The following is a 22,875-nucleotide window of genomic DNA, read 5'->3' as shown; positions in this document are numbered from 1 at the left end:
AAAAACAGATTCGAAGCCGCGCACGCCGCCCCCTTACGCCCCTATCAGTACCGCTTGGGCTGCCCCGCAGGGCGACTGCTGAAACGACGGTACTCCCACTGATACTGGCTGGGCAGGGCACGCACACAGGCCTCTACCGAGCGATTCATCGCAGCGGCGGCCTGCACCAGGTCCGGATTGTCCAGCCCGGCCTCGGCTTCGCGAAAATACACCTTGAACCCCTCACCCTTGGGCAACCGCTCGGCGTAGCCACAGATAACCCTGGCCTTGGTTTGCCGTGCCAGCTGCGGCAGCAGTTTCATGGTAAGCGCATCGACCCCGAAGAAGGGCGCAAAGACTCCGCTCTGATCATCCGGCTCCTGATCCGGCAGGATACCCACCATCTCTGTACGTTTGAGCGCCTTCATGACCATGCGCACACCCGAGGCGTTGGCCGGCGCCATGCGCGTGCCCAGACGCGCACGCATGCGCTTGACCAGATCATCCATCAGTTTCAGGCGCGGTGGCTTGTACATGGCCGTAAACGGATAGCGCTTGGACAGGTACAGATTCAGTACTTCCCAGTTCCCCAGGTGAGGTGCAATCAGGATGATGCCCCGGCCCGCGGCCAGGGTCTCGATGATCAGCTCTTCGCCCTCAACCGAACGAATATTTTTCAGGCTGCGCTGCGGCGACCAGAGCCAGGACATGCCCATCTCGGCCAGGGAACGACCGGTTTCGGCCAGGCTCGCAGCGATGAGTTTTTCCTGCGCCGGGGCATCAAGCTCGGGAAAGCACAGTGCAATGTTGCGCCGCGTATTGCCGGCCAGTTTGCTGTTTGGCTTGTTCAGTTGCCGGCGACCAAACCAGGCGCCCAAAGACTGGGCCCATTTAAGCGGCAGCAGTGCCAGCACGCCGAGCACCAGTATGGCTAAAACAGCTCTTACTTTGTCCAATGCAATGCCCATCCCAAGCGTTGTTCCCAGAGTCGCACAGTATATCGAATATCACGCAGCCTGCGGCACCGACGACAGTGTTCATCGGTTTTGGCTGCAACCCGGCATTTTCACAATCACTCAGAGGGCGCTGCGCCTCGGACGCGGCGCTTTTCGTGTATAATTTCGCTCTAATTTTGGCCAACCGACTATTAAAGATGGTGATCTCCGTGACCGAAAAGGTGACCTCAGACGTCAGCACCTTCCAGGGTTTGATCCTGGCTTTGCAGCAATACTGGGCAGAGCAGGGCTGCGTAATTATTCAGCCGCTGGATATGGAAGTTGGTGCCGGCACCTTCCATCCGGCGACCTTCCTGCGTGCCATCGGCCCAGAGTCATGGCGCTCCGCCTACGTTCAGCCCAGCCGCCGTCCGACTGACGGCCGCTATGGCGAAAACCCCAACCGCCTGCAGCATTACTACCAGTTCCAGGTCGTCATCAAGCCGTCACCGGACAACCTGCAGGAGCTGTACCTGGGCTCGCTGAAACGCATGGGTCTGGATCTCAATGTGCACGACGTGCGCTTTGTCGAAGACAACTGGGAATCGCCCACCCTCGGCGCCTGGGGTCTGGGCTGGGAAGTCTGGCTTAACGGCATGGAAGTGACACAGTTCACCTACTTCCAGCAGGCCGGCGGCCTGGAGTGCTATCCGGTCACCGGCGAGATCACCTACGGTCTCGAGCGCATCGCCATGTACCTGCAGGAAGTCGACAGCGTCTACGACCTGGTCTGGGCGCGTCATCCCGACGGCAGCGTCGTGACCTACGGCGACGTCTACCACCAGAACGAGGTGGAGCAGTCGACCTACAACTTCGAACACGCCGACGTTGATACCCTGTTCGGCAACTTCGATTTCCACGAGCGCGAATGCAACAAGCTGCTGGCGCTGGAAACACCGCTGCCGCTGCCAGCCTACGAGCAGGTACTCAAGGCATCCCATACGTTCAACCTGCTGGATGCCCGCCATGCGGTGTCCGTTACCGAACGTCAGCGCTACATACTGCGTGTGCGGACCCTGGCCCGTGGCGTTGCCGCTGCCTATTTCAACGCCCGCAAGGCGCTGGGCTTCCCTCTGGCAGCGCCTGATATTCGTGCAGAAGTACTCGCCGCCTGCGAGGAGTCGAAATGATGACCCAAGATTTCCTGTTTGAACTGGGCACCGAAGAGCTGCCCCCCAAGGCACTGCTGAAACTTTCCCAAGCGCTGGAAAGCGAAATCCGCAAGGGCATCGAAGCGGTACTGGGCCAGGGCGCCGCCGAGCTGCTCAAGCCCGCCGTTTTTCGCTCCTTCGCCGCCCCGCGCCGCCTCGCGCTGCTGATCAAACAGCTGTGCACCGAAGTCCCGGCCAGCGAATTTTTCGTGCAGGGTCCGCCGGCCCGAATCGCCTTCGACGCCAGTGGCGCACCCAGCAAGGCACTGGAAGGCTTTGCCCGCAAGTGCGGCACCAGCGTTGATCAGCTGACCGAGATGGACGGCAAGATGTGCTTTCGCCAGCTATCCGCCGCAACCCCACTGACCGAAGCGCTGCCGGCGATTATTCAGCAGGCGCTCGACAAGCTGCCGATCCCCAAGCGCATGCGCTGGGGTGCATCCCGTACCGAGTTTGTGCGCCCGGTGAAATGGGTTGCCCTGCTGTTCGGTGACCAGGTGCTGGACTGCGAAATCATCGGTCTCAAGGCTGGCCGCACGACCCGTGGTCATCGCTTCCACTACAACCAGGAAATCGAGCTGAGAGCCCCGGCAGATTACGAGCAGGTACTGCAGGAGCAGGGCTACGTTATCGCCGACTTTGCCAAGCGCCGCGAACTGATCCGCAGCCAGCTGCTGAGCGAAGCCGCCAGGATCGGTGGCCAGGTTGTGATTGACCCTGCGCTGCTGGACGAAGTCACGGCCCTCAACGAGTGGCCCGTAGCCCTGACCGGTCGCTTCGAGGAACGCTTCCTGGCGGTACCGTCCCAGGCGCTGATTTCGAGCATGGCGGACAACCAGAAGTACTTCCATCTGCTGGACGCGAAAGGGCAGCTGATGCCGTACTTCATTACCGTGGCCAACATCGAATCGAAAGATCCGCAGCAGATCATCCATGGCAACGAAAAGGTCATTCGACCGCGCCTGGCCGATGCCGCCTTTTTCTTCGAGAATGACAAGAAGACCACCCTGGCAGAGCGTTGCGACAAGCTCGAGTCCATCGTCTTCCAGAAGGACCTCGGCAGCCTGTATGCCAAGACAAAACGCGTCGCCCATCTGGCAGGCTTTATCGCCAGCTGTATCGGCAGTAACCCCGAGTGGGCAGAGCGCGCAGCCCTGCTGTCCAAGTGCGACCTGGTAACCGAAATGGTGCTGGAGTTCCCCGAACTGCAGGGCCTTATGGGCTATCACTATGCGCTCAACGACGGTGAGCCGATGGACGTAGCCCTGGCGCAGAACGAGCAGTACATGCCCAGGTTCGCCGGCGACGAACTGCCCGAAAGCCTCACAGGTGCGGCTGTGGCCATCGCCGACCGACTCGATACCCTGACGGGTCTGTTCGGTATCAATCAGCCGCCAACCGGCTCCAAAGACCCCTTTGCCCTGCGCCGCGCCACTGTCGGCGTATTGCGCATCATGGTTGAGAAGGAACTGGATCTGGATCTGAGCGAGCTGCTCAAGGTTGCCGCCGACGGCCACGCCAGCCTGCCGGCCCGTGACGGGCTCGAGGAGCGAGTACTGGACTTCATGCTGGACCGTCTGCGTGCCTGGTACGAAGATCGTGATATCGCGGTTGAGACCTTCCTGGCCGTGCACGCCCTCAGGCCGACCCGCCCACTGGACTTCGATCGCCGCGTACGTGCCGTTGCCCACTTCCGCACACTGCCCGAAGCCGATGCGCTGGCTGCGGGCAACAAGCGCGTCAGCAACATCCTCAGCAAGCAGGAGTCACAGGGTAACGCCGCTGTCTCCGAATCCCTGCTGCAGGAAGCCGCCGAGAAGGAGCTGTTCTCCCGCGTGCAGGCCATGCAGCTAGAACTGCAGCCGGCCTTCGACAGCGGTGATTATCAGACAGCGCTGGAGCAGCTGGCTGATCTGCGCGGGGTTGTCGATCGCTTCTTCGAAGAGGTGATGGTCAACGCCGACGACGAAGCCGTGCGCAACAATCGTCTGGCATTGCTGGCGCAGCTGCGCGGACTCTTCCTGGGCGTCGCTGATATCTCGGTCATCGGCAGCTAAATACGGCGGCTGTACCGGTCAGACAAAACCCGCCATTCGGCGGGTTTTTCTTTTTGAGGCGCTTACTTGGGAGCTGGAGTGCAGGGTCTTGAGTACCGAGCGCTGAAAAAAACACCTCAGCCAGCACAAAGGTTCCACGTGGAACATCTGCGCCTGATCACCTTCAGTCACCGCTTGCCCACTTTATACACCCGCAATCCAAGGTTTCGACTGGACGAAACGGCGGAGGCTGCTTGCCTGAAACTTATCAAGTATGGGCGCCAGACCTTGGCAGCCGGCACAACCATGGCAAGGTCACCCAGCTCTGTGGCAGATTGCCAACCACCGACCCCAGTATCACCAGCCCAATACTGAGCATCAGTATCGGCGACAGCACTTCCCCGAACAGCGGCACGGCGAGCCCGCCCGCCAGCACCGGCACCAGCGCCATCAATGCTCCCATACGGGTGGCACCGAGCAATTGCACGGCACGCACATACAGCAGCATCTGCACTATGGTCGCCAGCACGCCCTGATAGAAGCCCTGGCCTATAATCAGCGCCCAGCTTTGCTCACTGAAACCCTGGTAGAACAGGCCAAGGTAAAATGGCAGATAGAGCCCGCCCGACACCATTACCACACCCACCGTTGCGGTCCAGGCCGGCACCCTCCAGGCCCGCAACAGCACCGTATAGATAGCCCAGAAGAAGCACGCCAGCACAAAGCACAGGTCACCCAACCAGAAGCGCGTCGACTCCAGCAGGGTATTGAGCAGCAAGACCCCGATACCCAGACTGCTTACAGCGATACCCAGCCAGACCACGGCAGGCTTTCTCTCGGCCGCAAACAGATATGCCATCACGGCAATCATGACCGGCATTAACCCTGGCAACAGCAGGGCAGCATGGGTGGCCGGCGCCCGCTCAAAACCGGCATAGACGAAGGCGCCGTAGCCCAGGCCACCGATCGCCCCCAGTACCAGAATTCGCAGGTTGAACAGATCCCGGCGCTTTATCCAGACCAGCGGCGCCAGCAGCACCAGAGCCGTGCCAAAGCGCACAGCCAGCATGTCAGTCATCGCCAGCGACGCCAGCGCACCGGCCCTGGACACCAGAATAAAGCCACTCCAGATCAGCACGGCGCCCAGCGCATAGAGCAGCCCCCGAGTGGTTCCAGCGCTGCTGTTGGTACTGCCTATGCTATTCTCCATCGCCTTAAACCCCTGTCGCCCGTATTCAATAGAACTGAGTCTACGCCTTGATAACTTTCACAAATACTGAATAATAAAGAACGCTACGGTCATATTTAATGACAACAGAAGGAAAGTCCGCCGATGATGGATATTTCAGACCTGCAGGTCTTCAAGGCTGTTGTCGACAGCGGTGGTATCTCCAGGGCTGCGGAACAGCTCCACCGGGTGCCTTCCAATGTGACGGCGCGCATCCAGAAACTGGAACAGGCGCTGCAGCAACCGTTGTTTCTGCGGGAGAAAAACCGTCTCAAAATTACGCCGGCCGGTAAACGCCTGCTGGTCTACGCCGAGCAGATGCTGCGGCTCAGACAGCAGGCCATAGACGACCTGACCGACCCAGAACCCGGCGGCACCCTGCGTATCGGCTCAATGGAAAGCACCTCGGCCGCCCACCTGCCGCCCATACTGAGCGCCTACCACCGCGAGTTTTCCCTGGTTGATATCGAGCTCAGAACCGGCGCCTCAGGCACACTGGTAGACTTGGTGCTGCAAGGGGAACTGGATGTTGCACTGGCAGCCGACCCGGTGCCGGATGATCGCCTCTGCATGCACCCCTGTTTTGAGGAACAGCTGCTGATCGTCAAGCCTGCCGCACTCAGCCACAGCTGCGGAGCGGCCGAACTGCCTGAGCCGCTGTCGGTTGTGACCTTTACCCAGAGCTGCTCATACCGCAACCGGATTCAGCGTTGGCTCGATGGCGACAACCGCAGGCCCGACAGAACCATCGAAATACCCAGCCATCACACCATGCTTGCCTGTGTACTGGCCGGCATGGGCATCGCGCTCGTGCCCCGGGCGGTACTGGCGCTGCATCCTCAGTTCAGCGAGCTGGCCACCGAAGATCCCGGAGCCGACATCAGCCTGGCGACCACCTGGCTGATCTGGCGCAAGGACTCAACGCTGCCCAGCATCACCGCCTTCAGGGACACCATCGACAGGCACATCAAGGCCACTGCTGCCGACAACAGCAAAGACGGCGGCACCTGACAATAGATCGGGCTGCGGTTGTAGCTATAGCCGCAGTCGTCATGCACTTAATGGTATAAGCTTGGATGAGCCAAACGGGATCTCGTCGTGCAGCTGCGACCCTTGCCAGGCTTCAGGAATTCACCCACAGGAACACTCAGATTATGGCCGGCACCAGCCTTCTTGCCTTGCTAGACGATATCGCCACCGTACTGGATGACATCACCATTCTGTCCAAGGTGGCGGCAAAAAAAACCGCCGGTGTACTGGGCGATGACCTCGCCCTCAATGCAGAGCAGGTGACAGGCGTACGGGCGGAACGTGAGCTGCCGGTGGTCTGGGCTGTGGCCAAAGGCTCGTTCAAGAACAAGCTGATCCTGGTGCCGGGCGCTCTGCTTATCAGCGTTATCGCGCCCTGGCTCATCATCCCCATGCTGATGATCGGCGGTACCTATCTGTGTTTCGAAGGCTTTGAAAAAATTGCCCACGGCTTTTTGCATAGCAAGGAGGAGGAGGCCAGTCAGCACCTTGAAAAGATCAAGGCACTGAGTGACCCCAAGGTCGACCTGGTGGCCTATGAAAAAGCCAAGATCCAGGGTGCGATCCGCACCGACTTCGTGTTGTCCGCCGAGATCATCGTTATTGCGCTGGGCATCGTCAGTGAAGCGAGCTTTATGACCCAGGTCGCCGTCGTCAGCCTGATCGCCTTTGGCATGACCATAGTGGTCTACAGCCTGGTTGGCGCTATCGTCAAGCTGGATGACGCCGGCCTCCATCTGCTGCAACGCCACCGAGAAGACCCGGCACGCAGCCTGAGCCGCTGGTTCGGAACAGCACTGCTGCGCTTTGCTCCGATCCTTATGAAGACGCTGTCGATCGTTGGAACGGCCGCCATGTTTCTGGTTGGTGGCGGCATTCTGCTACATGGAGTACCGGGCGCAGGCGAGATGCTGCACCCGGTTATTGAAGCGGCCGCAGCGCTGCCTGCTGGCGCATTCTGGGCCTTTATCACTGAGCCTCTGATCAACGCACTCGTCGGCGTGCTGGCGGGTGCCATCGCCGTTCTGGTGCTGACTCCCGTACTGCGCCTGTGGCAAAAACTGCGTCCGAGCACTCCCTCTGCCTGACCCCTGCACCGGAGCCTGCAGAGTGTTTCACGTGAAACACTCTGGATATAACAGGATCACCCCCGAGTACCCATACAGGTGTTCTGGGGGGTGACCCTTTCTGCGGCTAAACGCACAAGACATTGAGACTAGAGGATGCTGGCAGCAGCCCATCCGAACAGCAGCAAGGGCAGGTTGTAGTGCAGGAAGGTGGGCACTACCGTGTCCCAGATGTGGTTATGCTGACCATCCACATTCAATCCGGCCGTTGGGCCTAGCGTCGAATCCGATGCCGGCGAACCCGCATCACCCAGCGCCGCCGCCGTCCCCACCAGCGCAACGATGGCCATGGCAGAGAAACCCAGCTCCATCGCCAGGGGCACATAGATAGCGGCAATAATCGGGATGGTCGAGAATGACGAGCCAATTCCCAGTGTAATCACCAGCCCGACCAGCAGCATCGCCAGCGCCGCCAGCCCAGGGTGGTCACCCACCAGAGCGGCAGAGGCACTCACCAGGGAAGCGATATGGCCGGTGTCGCGCAGCACCTGAGCAAAGCCGCTGGCAGCGATCATGATAAAGCCCACCATGGCCAGCATCTTCATGCCCTCGGTAAAGGCATCGTCACCTTCGCTCCATTTCAAGACACCCGAGAGCGAGAAAATCAAAAAGCCGATCAGGCCGCCGAGTATCATCGAGTCGGTCCAGAGCTGAACAACAAAGGCTCCCAAAATTGCGCCCAGCGCCACCAGCAGGGTGCGGCCACAATAGGTCACGGCGCGACTTTCAACCCGGGCAATCAGCGCCTCGTCATAATCGCGTTTGCCGCGGTAGCTGATAAAGACCGCAATCAGCAGACCGGCAATCATGCCAAGAGCCGGAATCAGCATCGCTCTGAACGGGTCTATGCCGGAGACATCCAGGCCGCTCTTGCTGATGTTGGCCAGCAGGATATCGTTGAGAAAGATCGAGCCAAACCCAACCGGCAACAGCATATAGGGCGTGACCAGGCCAAAGGTCAGCACACAGGCCACCAGACGCCTGTCCATGCGCAGCCGCGACATAACGAAAAGCAGTGGCGGGATCAGCAGCGGAATAAAGGCGATATGGATCGGGATAAGGTTCTGCGACGAAACCGACACCAGCATGATGACGCCGATCAGGCCGTAACGGATCTGGCCAATACGCCGCGCGCTACCACTCTGACCAAGCAGGGTCGCAATGCTCTGGGCCAGCATATGGGGAATGCCCGATTTGGAGATGGCCACCGCGAATGCGCCGAGCAGGGCATAGCTCAATGCAATCTGGGCACCACCGCCAAGGCCGCCATTGAAAGAACTCACCGTCTGCTCGATCGACAGGCCACCGATAACGCCCCCCAGCAGGGATGCCGTAATCAGGGAGATCACCACATTGATGCGCGCCAGGCTCAGCAGCAACATCGACAGCACACTGACCAGAACAGCGTTCATGCCAAAGCCGACAGGGTCAATTGTGCGGTACACCAGAAAGGCCGCAATCGTTGCAAAGAGTCCGACGACCAGCCGTGATACGCCCCGGTCGGATGCCGCGGCGCAGGAAAGCTCATGGTTCAAGATAGAGTCCTCATTATTGTTATGGTGTCACGGGTGTTTGGTAAAAGAACATGGGATGCCTCTGCAGCGGATTGCGCCTGATCAGAAAGGTGCCGACCGGCACCTGTTCAAAGCGCGCAAGAATGCCGGGACAGCGCACCCCATGCAATGCCTGAAACAGTAAAAATCGAAGGTATTAGCCCAGCCGGTTAATACCTGAAGCAGGGATGCTTCATCATTGGCCGCAGGCCAATGCGAACGCCATAAAAACCAGCAAGTCCACGCACTTGCGCTCCTTTTTATGGCGTGACGGACAAACAGGAAGGGAACCTATTTGTCCGTCGGGTTAATAGCAGCGCCCGCCAATCAGACGCTCGGCAACAGCCCCGGCGGCATGTAGGCGTTCAGGCTGCCGCTGCGGATCAGCTGCTGTGCATTTTCTATGTCGGGTGCAAAGTAGCGATCCTTGTCATAGAAAGGGACCAGGGCACGCAGCTCTGCTTTGGCCGCTTCAATCAGCTCGGCGGCCTTGAGCGGCGCCCGGAAATCCAGCCCCTGACAGGCCGCGAGATATTCCACCGCCAGAATGCCAGAGGTGTTTTCGGCCATGTAGCGCAACCGCCGTGCCGCAAAGGTTGCCATGGAAACATGGTCTTCCTGATTGGCAGACGTCGGCAGGCTGTCGACGCTGGCAGGGTGTGCCAGTGACTTGTTCTCCGAGGCCAGGGCGGCACCGGTGACCTGGGCGATCATGAAGCCGGAATTGACGCCGCCATTGTCCACCAGGAAGGGTGGCAGTTTACTCAGGCTGGAGTCGATCAGCAGCGCCATGCGCCGCTCCGACAGTGAGCCTATTTCGGCCAGTGCCAGCGCCAGATTATCGGCCGCCATGGCGACCGGCTCAGCGTGGAAGTTGCCGGCGGAGATAAACTCGTCGGTCTCGGTAAACACCAGCGGGTTATCCGATACGGCATTCGATTCCACCAGCAGCACCTCGGCCGCCTGACGGATCTGTTGCAGACAGGCGCCCATCACCTGGGGCTGACAGCGCAGGGAATAGGGGTCTTGCACCTTTTCACACCCCTGGTGGGAATCACCCAGCTGTGATGCCTCACCCAGCAAATGCCGATAGGCGCGCGCCGCTTCAATCTGGCCCAGCTGGCCCCGCACTTCATGTACGCGGGCATCAAAGGGACGGCGACTGCCCAGCGCTGCCTCAACCGAGGACGCACCGGCCACTATGCCTGCAGCGAACAGATCCTCGGCGGCGAACAGGCCTTCAAGGGCAAAGGCGGTTGACGCCTGAGTGCCATTGAGCAGTGCAAGACCCTCCTTGGGCGCCAGGGTAACAGGCTCGAGGCCGGCAATGCGCAGGCCTTCAGCACCGGACATGCGCTCGCCGCGATAGAGCACTTCGCCTTCACCCAGCAGCACCGTACTCATGTGGGCCAGCGGTGCCAGATCCCCGGACGCACCCACCGAACCCTTTTGTGGCACACAGGGATACACCTGGGCGTTGACCAGCTGGATCAGCGCCTCAATCACTTCCAGCCGGATACCGGAATAGCCCCGGGCCAGCGAGTTGATCTTCAGCGTCATCATCAGGCGCACAGTGGCTTCACTCATCAGGGCACCAATGCCGGCGGCATGGGACAACACAATACTGCGTTGCAGCAGCTCGAGATCTTCAGGTGCGATACGGGTATTGGCCAGCAGGCCAAAGCCGGTATTGATACCGTAGACCACACGTCCCTGCGCAATGGCTCGGGACACGGCATCGGCGCTGGCCTTGATGGCAGCGTGGCTGGAAGGCTGCAGCATCAGCTCAACGGGCGCCTGTGCCACGGCGCGCAATTGCGCCAGTGTCATCTGGCCGGGCTGGATAGTCAGTGTATACATCGCTCATTCCTGCGTTCGGGTTAGGTCAGTACTGATCAAGTCAGCGCCACATATGTATATACCTATATATATTAACGACCCGGAACATCGCAATCATGAAATTCACCAGCCTCCCTGGGCTTGCCGCCAGGCAGCAGTGCCTGCGGGCGAGAAAAGCTAGCGCAGCTTGACCAGATTTTTTATTTTTATTCTTAACTAACAATTACTTATCGAACAAAAAAGCTCAGTACCCAAGCACGCCGCCTGCCTCAAGCATAGCCCGACGTCGCCATTTTGAAGCGGATTCGAAAAATTGCAGCCCTATTAACCAAACTAATGCACTGGGGGCGGCAACAGGGACTCAGGCGAATGTCATCACCTCGTGCAGGGGGCGACGCGGCTTCTGCGGCCAGTTATTCGCCAGTCCGTAGCCTGCCGTCACCAGCATCACCGGTACTTCACTGGCATCAAGGCCAAAAGCCGCCGTCACTGCATCGGTGTCAAAGCCACTCATGGCACCAGTAGAGAACCCCATACCCTCGGCCGCCAGCATCAGCGTCATGGCGGCCAAAGACGCGGAGCGAAATGCTTCGTCACGCTGCAGCTGCGGATTATCCCGGTGCGATGCTGCGGCCATCGCGACCCACCCATCAGCCACCGCCTGGGGCACTATGCCGGCATCAACGGACGGCTGCAGTACCCGGGGCATATCCAGGTGGGCGCCAAGCGTTCCGCAGACAATAAAGGTAACTGCCGCATCCTCGACCTGTGGCTGGTTAAACGCCGCAGCCTTAAGCCGCGCCTTCGCCTCCAGGCTACGCACGGCAACGAACTTCCAGTTCTGCACGTTAAAGGCAGAAGGCGCCCGAGTCGCCAGCCTCACCAGCTCGCTCACCTCATGCTCCGACAGCCCCCGGGCGGGATCAAAACGCCCCGTGGACGCACGGGACTCAATAAGCAGCTTGATTGGATTAGTCATAAGGAATGCCTCATTTAGTTGATTGAGCAGGAACCTCAGCCGGGCAGCCCACTAGGGGCGAAACCACAGGCACAGGGCCTGAGCTGGATGCCCACTGCACAGCGAGAATACTGCCGAGCACTGCCACGAAGCCGAAGAGCGCAACGCCAGTCATGGCCTGGCCAAGCAGCGCCCAGCCCAGCACCACGGCCGTCAGCGGGCTCAGCAATCCCAGCGAGGACACCGCCACCGGCGACAGCCGGGCAATACCGCGAAACCAGAGCACATAGGCCAGCAGGGCGCCAAACAGCGACAGATAAACATAGCCCAACACCGCGCTGGTACTCAGCGGCGGCAGCGGCGGATCAACAAGCCAGGCCACCGGCAGCAGCATCAGCCCACCCACCAACAGCTGCCAACCGGTAAAGGCCAGCAGCGGAACATCGGGCCGCCAGCGCCGCGTTAGAAAGGTGCCACCGGCCATGCAGGCCGCCCCCACCAGTGCCGCCGCTATACCGACAAGATCCCAGTGGGCACCTGGCGCCAGCAGCAGCGCAGCCATGCCCGCCACACCGATCAGGCTTGCCACGACCGCCAGCCAGGCCGGCTGGCGCCTGTCGACAGACCAGGCCAGGCCCATAACCAATAGCGGCTGAATGGCTCCCACAACGGCTGCCAGACCACCGGGCAAACGGTAGGCGGCGACAAAGAGTAACGCCTGAAAAACGCCAATATTGAGTGCGGCCAATATAACCAGGCGCCCCCACTCAGGCCGGCGCAACAGGTGACGCCCCAGCAGCACCAGCACTATGCCGGCGGGAAGCGTGCGCAGCACCGCCGCGGTAAAAGGCCGGTCCGGCGGCAGCAGTTCGGTAGTCACTATATAGGTAGAACCCCAGATGGCTGGCGCCAGAGCGGTAATCAGTACATCGACCCAGACGGGATGTTGTGTGCGATTGCGCATGATATTATCTTCAACTCAAGATAAAAAACGAGTCTCGCACAGATTTATCTTGATATCAAGATAACTTCCGTAGCAGAAGCCAGGCTATGGAAACGGCACTTGGGGAAGCGCAGCATGAATACAGAACGACAGCCCGATGCAGTAGACGCCATCCTGGCCCAATGGCGACGTGAGCGGCCAGACCTGGATGTAAGCCCCATGGCGACCATCGGCCGCCTGAAACGTTGCTCTGCACTGATGCAACGCAGGCTGGATGAAGCCTTCTCGGCCTTTGGCCTGACGATCTGGGAGTTTGATGTACTGGCGACCCTGCGCCGCGCAGGCGCGCCCCATTGCCTGGCCCCCACAGCACTGTTCTCCACCCTGATGGTCACCTCCGGCACCATGACTCACCGCATGCAGCGCCTGGAAGCCAGCGGCTGGGTAGAGCGGGTCGCCAATCCGGACGATGCCCGCAGCAAGCTGGTGCGGCTAACGCCGGCCGGGCTCGAATTGATTGATCACGCAGTAGAAGCCCATGTGGACAACGAGCACCGCATACTGGCGCCGCTAAGTGCCGCCGACCTGAGCACTCTGGAAGCCAGTCTCGCCGGTCTGCTGGCGGTACTGGAGCCGGCCAGGGACTGAGTCGACGACCTGCTTCTTAGCCTGCATATCAGGATGCAATGGAATTAGCAGCGCCATCTCGCAGGCGGCGTTGCTGTGCATGCTGCCGTCTTTAGCAGCGCAAGCAATTCCAAATTCAGGAATAATTAATTACGTAACCTGATGATTCTATCGGTGAGAGAAACTATTTAGGCTTTAAGAACGCTCCAAAACGGGCGATCTGAATTTACCTAAACAGGAACTACGGCCATGGCTATCAAGATTCATGATTTCCCGCTTTCGGGTCACGCCCACAGAGCGCGCCTGTTTGCGTCCCTGATTGGCGTTGATGTCGAACTTGTCTTCGTCGACCTCGTCGCCGGTGAGCATAAAACACCGGAGTATCGGCACAAGAACAAGTTCGGCCAGGTGCCCATGCTAGAGGACGGTGACACTATCGTCGCCGATTCAAACGCGATCCTGGTTTACCTGGCGAAGAAGTTCGACAAAGCCGACTGGCTCCCCGAAGACCCGGCAGGCGCCGCCCAGGTGCAGCGTTGGCTCTCCATTGCGGCAGGCCAGATCGCGTTCGGCCCGGCTGCCGCTCGCCTGATCACGCTTTTCGGCGCCAAACTGCATGCCGATGAAGTCATCGCGCGCGCCCATGCGGTGCTAAAGATTATTGACCAAGAGCTACACGACAACCGATTCATCACCGGTAACAACATCACCATCGCGGACGTTGCGCTTTACAGCTATATCGCCAGTGCACCTGAGGGCAATGTTGAGCTGACACCCTATGGCAATATCAATCGCTGGCTGGCACGCATAGAAGCCCTGCCAGGCTTTGTGTCTTTTGCACACAGCAACGTCGGGCTGCGCAAGAGCGCCTGATTCAAGCCTGGCTGGTGCGCTCATCCGGCCCTACTGGCTGTGTTCGCGGTCTTCAACGATCTCGCTTAAAAGCGCTCGCACAGGAGTTACACCCACTGCTGTGCGGCTTCGCGATCCTTCAGCTACGCCTTGCGCAACACCAGAATATCGGGTATCTGCTTGATGCATAGGAGGTGGATACAATATTGCCAGGCGATTGATCAGCTTGTCGACGGGGGGACGGTGCGGTATTCGTTCACCAGAATTTCGAATTGAAGACTCTTGAAGCCGTCACCGTTGGGCAGCCGACGACCTGGGCGGTTTGAGGCGACGCCTTGCTGCTTCCCGCAACGTGCCGTTGAAACTCAGTGGATAACTGTTGGCCCGGGCGCTAGCCGTCGTCCTTTTACAGTGTGAACATCGCTGTGCATAAACTGGGGATAGTTCGATATCGCCCGCTCGTTTGCGTTACCGCCAGCCCTTTGCAACCACCCAGGCTGCTCGATTGACCAGTTTCAATAAAGCCAGTAATCACGGGGCCTATACGCAACTGCAAGGTACTTGCTACAAGCTTGCGCACAGATCTGCCAACAGATATTGTGCATAGTTTGATAGCTGTGCATAACAAAAGTTACACACAGGGCTGGTTACCCCACGGCTGCACGACTGTCCATGCGTCGCAGCCGCAGGAGCCGCAGGAGCCGCGCTCCGCGGCGAAGCCTGTCTGACGGGATGACGCACGCGCCAAAAGCGCAGCCGGCAACTGGTGACCTCAAAGAACGCCAGATTGCTCAGTGCATTGAAGGGGTCGGCCAGTAAGCCTGCTCCCAAGCGTTGCCAGCATCGGTCTCGTCTCTGAAGGAATTCAGGTTCCAACTTGGCGGCAACGCGCAATACCAGCAGTGCAACAAGGAACAGGGCCTGTGGGAAGCATTCACGCAATCTCGTTCCGAGGGGTACCACGAACTATTATCAGTGCTCGGCATTGTATGAGGATTGCAGCGCCACCGACAGAGCCACCACCTTGCGCGTGCGCGACGGCAGGGCCATCACCACCGATGGCCCCTTCGCCGAAACCAAGGAGCAGCTGGCCGGTTTCTACAAGCTGGACGCCAGAGACCTGAACGAAGCGGCCCGGCTGGCGGAAAAAATCCCCCCGGCCCGCTACGGCAGCGTCGAGATCCGCCCGGTGCGGGAGCTGCTGCCGCCACAGAACCTCTCCGTGGCCGAGGTGGCCCGCCAAGAAGGCATTAGCGACGAGACCCTGTATGCTTGGCGCAAACAAGTCAAGGCAGAAGGAGCCGTCGTGCCAGGAGACAAGAAGTTGCCCGATGACTGGCCCGCCGAAGTCAAGTTCGCTGTGGTGCTGGAAAACGCCGCCCTGTCGCTGTCGGAGATCGAGCTGAGCGAATACTGCCGCCGCAAGGGGTTGTACCCCGAGCAAGTCAACGCCTGGCGCCAGACCTGGAGAATTCCGGGGACAGTATACCTATTTCCCAACTCATCAATGTCCGATCCATACCGTTAGCCTACGTAGAGTTAAAACGGTGCAGTTTGCTCCGCTCTACGGTAAACCGCTCCTGCGTTTACAGCATCCATGGTGGTCAGTACACACCTTATGGCTGATGCTGGCACCCTTGTCCCGTTAGGGCAGGCAATTGCTCCTGCATTGCCTGCATACAGGACATCCATGTCCATAACCTGACGAGCACTAGGAGTATTTTTCGATAAGGCCCGTCAGGGGCGAGGCAGGGATGCCGAGCGGCAGATGCGGCACAGGGATGTGCGTTAGCGGTGTCCGTACAATGGCTTCAGAGCGCAGCGAAAAGGCTTCATTGGGGCGCGCTTTCTTTGGTTACTTTCTTTCGCGCGAGCAAAGAAAGTGACAAGAAAAAAGTCGAAAATCACCGAGCCCTGTCATGTCGGGTTACGCCCTGCGGGCTAACCCGACCTACGTTGGCTGATATTGCTGTTCATCTATACGTGGTGGTACACCTTTGAACGACCAACCTTGTGTGCTGGTCGTCGTGCCTCGACGCCAATCGAGATGCAAAAAAAATGCTCCTGTGTTCACACCAGAGTGGAACACAGGAGCATTTTTACAAGTCGTCGGATCACACCCAGTGAGATCCGACACCTGGCATCAGACGTCGAGGTTGGACACCCGCAGAGCATTAGCCTCGATAAAGGCGCGGCGCGGCTCGACATCGTCGCCCATCAGAGTGGTGAACAGCTGATCGGCGGCGATGGCATCGTCGACGGTCACCTGCAGCATGCGGCGCGACTCCGGATCCATGGTGGTTTCCCACAGCTGGCTCGGGTTCATCTCGCCCAGACCCTTGTAGCGCTGGATGTAGTGACCACGGCGCGACTGATCAAGCAGCCAGTTGAGGGCTTCCTCGAAGTGGGTCACCGGGCGCACCCGTTCGCCACGCTTGATATAGGCACCCTCTTCCAGCAGGGAGCCGAGCTTGTCGCCCAGGGTGGTGATCGCCAGATAATCACGGGAACCGAAGAAGTCGTCGCCAAAGCGGTAGTAGTTTTCCACCCCATGCAGCAGGTGATTCACTTCCGGCAGGAACTGGCTGTGTTCGCGGTCTTCGATGATCTCCGCCAGGAAGCGCTCATTGCCCACCGCCTGTACCGACAGCTTTTCACACAGCAGTTGCGTCCACTGCAGCACGGCTTCGCGATCCTTCAGCTGGTCCTTGCTCAGGCTCGGCATATAGAGCATCTGCTTGAGCAGCTGGGTCGGATAGAGCATGCCCAGACGATTGATCAGCTTGTCGACGGTGCGGTACTCGTTCACCAGGGCTTCGAGCGAGGCGCCGCTCAGCGGGGGTGCATCTTCGTTGACATGGAAGCTGGTGCCATCGAGCGCACCCTGCAGCAGGTAGTTGTCCAGCGCATCGTCGTCCTTGAGGTACTGTTCCTGCTTGCCTTTCTTGATCTTGTACAGCGGCGGCTGGGCGATATAGATATGGCCGCGCTCAAACAGGATCGGCATCTGCCGGAAGAAGAAGGTCAGCAGCAGGGTACGGATGTGCGAACCGTCGACGTCGGCGTCGGTCATGATAATGATGTGGTGGTAACGCAGCTTGTCCGGGTTGAACTCCTCGCGACCGATACCACAGCCCAGGGCCGTGATCAGGGTGCCGACTTCAACCGACGACAGCATCTTGTCGAAGCGGGCCTTTTCGACGTTAAGGATCTTGCCCTTGAGGGGCAGAATCGCCTGGTTGCGGCGATCACGGCCCTGCTTGGCGGAACCGCCAGCGGAATCACCCTCCACCAGGTAGAGTTCAGACAGCGCAGGATCCTTCTGCTGGCAATCCGCCAGCTTGCCCGGCAGACCGGCGATATCCAGCACACCCTTGCGGCGGGTCATGTCACGGGCCTTGCGCGCCGCTTCACGGGCGCGGGCTGCGTCTATCATCTTGGCGACGATCAGCTTGGCTTCCTGCGGGCTTTCCTGCAGGTAGGCGCTGAATTCCTGCCCCATCATCTGCTCAACCGAGGTCTTGACCTCGGAGGAGACCAGCTTGTCCTTGGTCTGGGACGAGAATTTGGGGTCCGGCACTTTCACCGATACGATGGCCGTCAGGCCTTCGCGGCTATCGTCACCGGTGGTGGCGACCTTGCTGCCCTTGTTGAGGCCTTCAGCTTCAATGTAGGTATTCAGGCAGCGGGTCAGGGCGGTACGGAAACCCGACAGATGGGTGCCGCCGTCGCGCTGGGGAATGTTGTTGGTAAAGCAGTAGATGTTTTCCTGGAAGGTATCATTCCACTGCAGTGCCACTTCCACGCCCACGCCGTTTTCGTGCATGGAGTTGAAGTGGAACACCTTGTTGACCGCGCTCTTGTTCTGGTTCAGATAAGCAACAAAGGCTCCCAGACCGCCGTCGTATTCGTAAATATCTTCACGGGCGCTGCGCTCGTCACGCAAGACGATGCGCACGCCTGAGTTCAGGAACGACAGCTCGCGCAGACGCTTGGCCAGAATGTCGTACTGGAACAGGATATGGGTGAAGGTCTCCGGCGAGGGCTTGAAACGCACGCTGGTACCGGTATTACTGGTCTCACCCACGACCTTGAGCGGCTCATCGGGTACACCATGACGGTAGATCTGCTCGAACACTTCACCGGCGCGGCGGATGGTGAGCTTGAGTTCGCTGGAGAGCGCGTTCACCACCGAGACACCCACGCCGTGCAGGCCGCCGGATACCTTGTAGCTGTTGTCATCGAACTTGCCGCCGGCGTGCAGCACCGTCATGATGACCTCGGCCGCCGATACGCCTTCTTCCTCGTGCAGCTCGGTCGGAATGCCACGACCGTTATCGCCAACGCTGACGCTTTCATCCGGGTGTATAACCACCCTAATCTCGGAGCAGTGACCGGCAAGGGCTTCGTCGATCGAGTTGTCGACCAGCTCGAACACCATGTGATGCAGACCGGTACCGTCGTCGGTATCACCGATATACATGCCAGGGCGCTTGCGCACGGCATCAAGACCCTTGAGGACCTTGATGCTCGAGGAGTTATAGCTCTGGTTTTCGTCGCTCATCAATTATCTCCTGTTAACCTGGCAATCAGGCAGACCGTCCCGACCTGCCTAACGTCGCCCACTTAATCGGGCGGAAAATTCTGCGCGCGCCCATAAGGCATCACAGTCCCGGCCCGGCGCCAGAAAAGGGCCGGGCGAGGCGCTTAATCAATTTGTGTCAGCATCCCTGCCTCAACCCGAAAACGGCTGACATCCGTCTGGGGTAACCAGAAACCGCCAAGGGCTCCGGGATCAACACAGGTGATAAAACACTGATTGGAGGTTTCCTCCAGGAACTGGCAAAACAAGCGGCAATGCTGTTCATCCAGTTCCGACGGCAAATCGTCGATCAGGTAAATACAGGGGCGGTTATTCAAACGATAGAACAGGGCACCCTGGGCCAGTTTCAACGCGCTGACCACCAGTTTTTTCTGACCGCGAGACAATCGCTCAGCGGCACTTTGTCCATCCGTACGTACCCGCAAATCAGCCCGCTGCGGGCCGCTGCCGGTAAAACCCTGCTTCAGATCGCGCGCAAAACCTTCTTCGAGCAATTCATCCAGCGGGGTTTTTCGATCCCAGCCCTGGCTGAATTTAAGCTCTACCGGTACGCCCCCCAGCAAACGACTGAGAGTGGTTTCAAAATCAGGTTTTAGCAGTTCGATATAGCGTGCGCGCAACGCCGTCATCCGCTCGGCATAGGTGACAAATTCTCTGTCCCACACACGCCGCAGCCGAGGGTCGATTTTACCACATTTAAGCAGTGAGTTTCGCTGTTTCAATATGCGCCTGAAGCCGCGCCACAGCTGGATAAAACTCGGGTCGGCATGAAACACGCCCCAGTCGATAAACTGGCGCCGCACACCGGGGCTGCCCTCGAGCAATTGGAAGGTATCGGAGTCTATAACCTGCAGCGGTAATAGCTGGGCCAGCTCCGACAGGCCGAGCGTCTGGCCGGCGTGGCGAATGCGCACATCACCGTCGGGGCGCCGTTCCACGCCAAGGGGGTGCTGTTCACCCTTGCCAGCAGGATCAATCTGGGCGAACACCAGGCAGTTGTCGGCGCCGCTTTGCAGCAGATGGCGGAACTGGCTGGTACGAAAGGAACGGGTCATGCCCAGAAAGTGCAGGGCTTCCAGCAGGCTGGTTTTGCCACTGCCATTGTCGCCACTGATAATATTGATCCGCGGCGACGGCGTGATTCGCACATCCGACAGATTGCGAACGTGCTGAACATGAAGGCTTTTTATCGGCATAAAGGAACGGCCGAGTCTCTCAACCCGGCCCTGCGGTGAAGACTGATCACATGCGCATCGGCATCACGACATAGAGGCTGTCAGCTTCGTCGACACCTTCAATCAGCGCACTGCTGTTGGCATCGGACAGAGTGAAGCGCACCGTTTCCGAATTCAGAATCGACAGGCTGTCGAGCAGATAGTTGACGTTGAAACCGATCTCCAGCGACTCGCCATCGTAGTCCACCGCCACGGTTTCTTCGGCTTCTTCCTGTTCCGGGTTATTGGCCATGACCTGCAGGAAACCGCTGGTCAGCAGCAGACGCACACCGCGGTACTTCTCGTTCGACAGTATGGCGATACGGCTCAGCACCTGACGCAGCACCTGACGGTCACCGAGCATGTACTTGTTACCATTGCGCGGGATAACGCGTTGATAATCCGGGAACTTGCCGTCAACCAGCTTGGAGGTGAAGATAAAGTCACCCACATGAGCACGAATATGGTTGGCACCAATCAGCAGGCGCACACCGTCTTCACCGCTTTGCAGCAGACGCGCCAGCTCAAGGATACCCTTGCGCGGCACTATGATCTGATGGCTGCTGTCGCTATCGGCCACAACCTCAGCAACACAGGTCGCCAGACGGTGCCCGTCGGTAGACACCGCACGCAGCTGGCCGTTGGCGACTTCCAGCAACATACCGTTGAGGTAGTAGCGTACATCCTGCTGCGCCATGGAGAAGCCGGTCTGATCGATCAGGTGGCGCAGGTGCCCCTGGGTCAGATTCAGATCCAGCGCCTGGGGGCTGTCTTCCACATTGGGGAACTCGGCCGCCGGCAGTGTCGACAGACTGAAGCGGCTGCGCCCGGCCTTGATCACCATCTTCTGGCCGCTCAGGGCCAGCTCGATGCGAGCATCGTCCGGCAGCGACTTGCAGATGTCCATCAGTTTGCGCGCAGGCACAGTAATGGAGCCCGCCTCGGCCGGCTCATCCAGCGTCACACGACCCACAAGCTCGACTTCTAGGTCGGTCCCGGTCATGGACAGCTGGTCACCTTCGGCTACCAGCAGAATGTTGGACAGCACCGGCAAGGTCTGACGACGTTCGACGACACCGGCGACCAGCTGCAGGGGTTTGATTAACGCTTCGCGCGATATGACGAATCTCATGGCGATCTACCTTGTTCCGATCCGATAACTACGCCGTCAGATGACGCAGCAGGTTCTGATAATCTTCTCTGATGTCCGTATCAATTTCCCGCAGCTCCTTGATCTTGCGACAGGCATGCAACACGGTAGTATGATCACGACCCCCAAACGCATTGCCGATTTCGGGCAGACTGTGGTTAGTCAGCTCTTTCGACAAACTCATCGCGACCTGCCGGGGCCGGGCAATAGACCGGCTGCGGCGCTTGGAAAGCAGATCGGACATTTTAATCTTGTAGTAATCGGCTACAACCCGCTGAATATTATCAATACTAACTTGTTTGTCCTGCAAAGCCAGCAGGTCTTTCAGCGACTCTTTAATGAAGGGCGTACTGATAACGCTGCCGGTAAAATGCGCGTTGGCAATAACACGCTTGAGCGCACCTTCGAGTTCACGCACGTTGGAGCGAATTTTCTGCGCCAGGAAGAAGGCGGCATCATCCGGCAGGATAATCTTGGCTTCTTCAGCCTTCTTCATCACGATGGCGACGCGGGTTTCCAGTTCTGGCGGCTCGATGGCCACCGTCAGGCCCCAGCCAAAGCGTGATTTCAGCCGCTCTTCAACGCCGTTGATTTCCTTGGGGTAGCGGTCACTGGTCAGAATCATCTGCTGACCGCCTTCAAGCAGGGCATTAAAGGTGTGGAAAAACTCTTCCTGAGACCGCTCCTTGCCGGCAAAGAACTGAATATCATCGATCAGCAGCGCATCCACCGAGCGGTAATAGCGCTTGAAGTCATTGATCGCATTCAGCTGCAGCGCCTTCACCATATCGGCAACAAAACGCTCGGAGTGCAGATAAACGATGCGGGCATTGGGATTGCGCTTGAGCATTTCGGTGCCCACGGCGTGCATCAAATGCGTTTTACCCAGACCTACGCCACCATATATAAAGAGGGGATTGTAGGAGCCACCGGGATTGTCCGCCACCTGCTGCGCCGCCGCCAGCGCCAGCTGGTTCGACTTGCCGCCCACGAAGGACTGGAAGGTGAAGGACGGATTGAGATTAGACTGGTGCCGTACACCGCCCTCGACCTCCACAATCTTGTTGCGATCATGCCGCGGGCTCATCGTTGTCGCGAACGCAGGCGCAGCCGGCGCCATATCCAGCTCCAGCTGCGGCTCCGGCACGCCGGGCAGAGCCTCGGGCTCATATTCCTGTTCCTGGGGCGCGGCATTGTAACGCTGCTGCGCAGGTGCTGTGGCCTGCGCGGCCGGTGCCCTGTTATAGGCAGGCTCTGCATAGGCTGGCTCCCGCGGCGGTGCCGCCGGACGGGTACGCAGTGGCGCCATGGCCGGACGGGCAGGGGAACGCAGCGCGCCGCCGCCATGCTGGGCGACTTCGAGGCGCACATCGGCGCTGATATCACCAGTGACATCACAGACTACCTGGCGAATACGGCTGAGAAAACGGTCATTCACCCAGTCACGCACAAAGCGGTTCGGCGCCATGAGAACAAGCAGGCTGTCACGACCGGGCTCCGCCTTTAACGGGCGAATCCAGGTGTTGTACTGCTGAGCCGGGAACTCCTCCTGCAGACTCCTCAAGCACTGTTCCCAAAGCTCGGTGGACAT

At 59.2% G+C, this 22,875-nt stretch carries 16 protein-coding genes and 2 pseudogenes; 8 read left to right on the top strand and 10 right to left on the bottom strand.

Features of this window, described 5'->3' with window-relative positions:
* Nucleotides 1-44 precede the first annotated feature (44 nt).
* Nucleotides 45-935: a lysophospholipid acyltransferase family protein gene (locus tag A8C75_RS00085; protein WP_227819790.1), complete on the bottom strand. Its 891-nt coding sequence runs from the start codon at nt 933-935 to the stop codon at nt 45-47.
* Between the two features lie 197 nt (nt 936-1,132).
* Here A8C75_RS00085 and glyQ point away from each other — a divergent pair, with 197 nt between their 5' ends.
* Entirely contained in the window at nt 1,133-2,104 is a 972-nt protein-coding gene (gene glyQ / locus A8C75_RS00080; protein WP_067376356.1) for a glycine--tRNA ligase subunit alpha, read from the top strand.
* Nucleotides 2,101-4,182 (top strand): glycine--tRNA ligase subunit beta, encoded by a 2,082-nt coding sequence (gene glyS / locus A8C75_RS00075; RefSeq protein ID WP_067376354.1) that lies wholly within the window; start codon nt 2,101-2,103, stop codon nt 4,180-4,182. The genes glyQ and glyS overlap by 4 nt, the downstream gene beginning before the upstream one ends.
* A 247-nt stretch (nt 4,183-4,429) precedes the next feature.
* On the opposite strand, the gene A8C75_RS00070 is transcribed toward glyS, so the two are convergent.
* On the bottom strand, nt 4,430-5,371 hold the full coding sequence (locus A8C75_RS00070; protein ID WP_084783590.1) for a DMT family transporter: 942 nt from the start codon (nt 5,369-5,371) through the stop codon (nt 4,430-4,432).
* Nucleotides 5,372-5,494: 123 nt separating this feature from the next.
* On the opposite strand from A8C75_RS00070, the gene A8C75_RS00065 reads away from it, so the two are divergent.
* Both A8C75_RS00065 and A8C75_RS00060 read left to right on the top strand, forming a co-directional pair.
* Complete coding sequence (locus A8C75_RS00065; RefSeq protein ID WP_227819789.1) at nt 5,495-6,400, top strand: LysR substrate-binding domain-containing protein; 906 nt, start codon at nt 5,495-5,497, stop codon at nt 6,398-6,400.
* Nucleotides 6,401-6,543: 143 nt separating this feature from the next.
* Complete coding sequence (locus A8C75_RS00060) at nt 6,544-7,506, top strand: DUF808 domain-containing protein (protein ID WP_067376351.1); 963 nt, start codon at nt 6,544-6,546, stop codon at nt 7,504-7,506.
* A 128-nt stretch (nt 7,507-7,634) separates the two neighbouring features.
* On the opposite strand, the gene A8C75_RS00055 is transcribed toward A8C75_RS00060, so the two are convergent.
* From A8C75_RS00055 to A8C75_RS00040, 4 genes are all read right to left on the bottom strand, one after another.
* A complete protein-coding gene (locus tag A8C75_RS00055) occupies nt 7,635-8,957 on the bottom strand; it encodes a Na+/H+ antiporter family protein (protein WP_067386843.1) in 1,323 nt (440 codons plus the stop codon).
* Nucleotides 8,958-9,425: 468 nt separating this feature from the next.
* Entirely contained in the window at nt 9,426-10,958 is a 1,533-nt protein-coding gene (gene hutH / locus A8C75_RS00050; RefSeq protein WP_067376348.1) for a histidine ammonia-lyase, read from the bottom strand.
* Between the two features lie 340 nt (nt 10,959-11,298).
* Nucleotides 11,299-11,916, bottom strand: coding sequence for a nitroreductase family protein (locus A8C75_RS00045; protein WP_067376345.1), 618 nt, complete (start codon nt 11,914-11,916; stop codon nt 11,299-11,301).
* A gap of 10 nt (nt 11,917-11,926) precedes the next feature.
* Entirely contained in the window at nt 11,927-12,859 is a 933-nt protein-coding gene (locus A8C75_RS00040) for an EamA family transporter (RefSeq protein ID WP_067376342.1), read from the bottom strand.
* A 114-nt stretch (nt 12,860-12,973) separates the two neighbouring features.
* On the opposite strand from A8C75_RS00040, the gene A8C75_RS00035 reads away from it, so the two are divergent.
* The 4 genes and pseudogenes from A8C75_RS00035 to A8C75_RS24205 all read left to right on the top strand — a co-directional run.
* A complete protein-coding gene (locus A8C75_RS00035) occupies nt 12,974-13,486 on the top strand; it encodes a MarR family winged helix-turn-helix transcriptional regulator (protein ID WP_067376339.1) in 513 nt (170 codons plus the stop codon).
* 228 nt (nt 13,487-13,714) lie between these two features.
* Nucleotides 13,715-14,338 carry a glutathione S-transferase family protein gene (locus tag A8C75_RS00030; RefSeq protein ID WP_193788183.1) on the top strand — a complete coding sequence of 208 codons (624 nt, stop codon included), beginning with the start codon at nt 13,715-13,717 and terminating at the stop codon, nt 14,336-14,338.
* Between the two features lie 1,009 nt (nt 14,339-15,347).
* Nucleotides 15,348-15,455: pseudogene (locus A8C75_RS24210) on the top strand (YciI family protein); the annotation flags it as partial.
* 12 nt (nt 15,456-15,467) lie between these two features.
* Nucleotides 15,468-15,779 (top strand): annotated as a pseudogene (locus tag A8C75_RS24205) (transposase); the annotation flags it as partial.
* Between the two features lie 681 nt (nt 15,780-16,460).
* Here A8C75_RS24205 and gyrB read toward each other — a convergent pair.
* The 4 genes from gyrB to dnaA form a co-directional block, all read right to left on the bottom strand.
* Complete coding sequence (gyrB, locus tag A8C75_RS00020; RefSeq protein ID WP_067376336.1) at nt 16,461-18,881, bottom strand: DNA topoisomerase (ATP-hydrolyzing) subunit B; 2,421 nt, start codon at nt 18,879-18,881, stop codon at nt 16,461-16,463.
* A 143-nt stretch (nt 18,882-19,024) separates the two neighbouring features.
* Entirely contained in the window at nt 19,025-20,116 is a 1,092-nt protein-coding gene (gene recF, locus A8C75_RS00015; protein ID WP_067376333.1) for a DNA replication/repair protein RecF, read from the bottom strand.
* Nucleotides 20,117-20,162: 46 nt separating this feature from the next.
* The gene (gene dnaN / locus A8C75_RS00010; protein WP_067376330.1) at nt 20,163-21,266 is read right to left on the bottom strand and encodes a DNA polymerase III subunit beta; all 1,104 of its coding nucleotides are present in this window, start codon (nt 21,264-21,266) and stop codon (nt 20,163-20,165) included.
* Nucleotides 21,267-21,294: 28 nt separating this feature from the next.
* On the bottom strand, nt 21,295-22,875 hold the full coding sequence (gene dnaA / locus A8C75_RS00005; RefSeq protein ID WP_067376327.1) for a chromosomal replication initiator protein DnaA: 1,581 nt from the start codon (nt 22,873-22,875) through the stop codon (nt 21,295-21,297).

This window comes from Marinobacterium aestuarii, from assembly GCF_001651805.1.
Lineage (GTDB): Bacteria > Pseudomonadota > Gammaproteobacteria > Pseudomonadales > Balneatricaceae > Marinobacterium_A > Marinobacterium_A aestuarii.
This window is presented reverse-complemented; position numbering and strand designations above follow the sequence as displayed.